The organism is Streptomyces sp. WM6386 (assembly GCF_000972385.1).
In the GTDB taxonomy this organism is placed as follows: domain Bacteria; phylum Actinomycetota; class Actinomycetes; order Streptomycetales; family Streptomycetaceae; genus Streptomyces.
Genome location: NZ_JXTE01000234.1, coordinates 1 through 960, shown reverse-complemented (window position 1 = coordinate 960; position 960 = coordinate 1). Strand labels below are relative to the sequence as shown.

The following is a 960-nucleotide window of genomic DNA, read 5'->3' as shown; positions in this document are numbered from 1 at the left end:
CCGCAGCCCCAGAGCCTGCGCCTTCTTGTGCAGCCGGGCCAGCGTGTCGGGGTCCTCGGCCTCCACATGGCCCAGGGAGAGCACCACCGCGTCCAGGTCGCTCAGTTCGCGGCCGTTCTCCAGCCGCACGGTCTGCGTCGGATCCGACCCGTCCGCCGCGTCGTCCAGGGCGACGGCCCGGGTGTGGAGGACGACGATGTCGACGTGGAGGGGGGCGAGCGCGACCACCCGATGGAACACCCCCTCCAGTTAGTGGCCGTAGAACGCGCGGGTCGGATACGTGTCGGGGCCCATCGCGCGGGCCTCCGCGTGAAAGCCGTCGTCCAGACCGGACTCCCCGGGTTCCAGCGACGCCATGAGCTGCGCCCACTCGTACAGGCTCGGCCCGGTCTCCAGCGGGCCCTCCATCTCCACCGACTCGTCGGTGAAGAGGGTCACCTGGGAGGCGACGGTGTTCATCAGCAGATGCCGGGACTGGCTGCCGCGCCAGACGCGGCCCGAGCCCGGCCGCTCGGACTCGACCACGTGCACGGTGAGTCCGGTGTCCGGGGCGAGGGCGGCGTTGGCGCAGACGCGTGCCAGCACCGACAGGCCGCGGGGCCCGGTGCCGATGATGCACATGGTCAGTCGCTGGTTCCCCATCTGTTGCTCCTGCTCGGCGTAAAAAGGCGTGGAAAGGCATGGAAAGGCACGGCAAGGCGTTGACTCACGGGAGAGAAGAAAGAGCCGCAATGGCCTGGCATGGCACGGCTCCGGTACGAGGGAAGCAAATCCTCTTTGCCGAATTCGGGTCAACGAATGGCTGCCTGAGGCACCGCGCCGGTGCCGCCAACCGGAAAAACGTGCCAGTGTTCTGCCGCCCCACGAATGCCGCGGCGTGCTATTGCGCGGTCCTGGGCACACGCTCCACCGCGCTTTGCCATACGACTGTCATGCCGCCCGGCTCCGGCAGCGACGGGG

1 pseudogene is annotated in these 960 nt (G+C 69.1%); it reads right to left on the bottom strand.

The features are described from left to right. Nucleotides 1–621 (bottom strand): annotated as a pseudogene (locus TN53_RS48805) (FAD/NAD(P)-binding protein); the annotation flags it as partial. Nucleotides 622–960 lie beyond the last annotated feature (339 nt).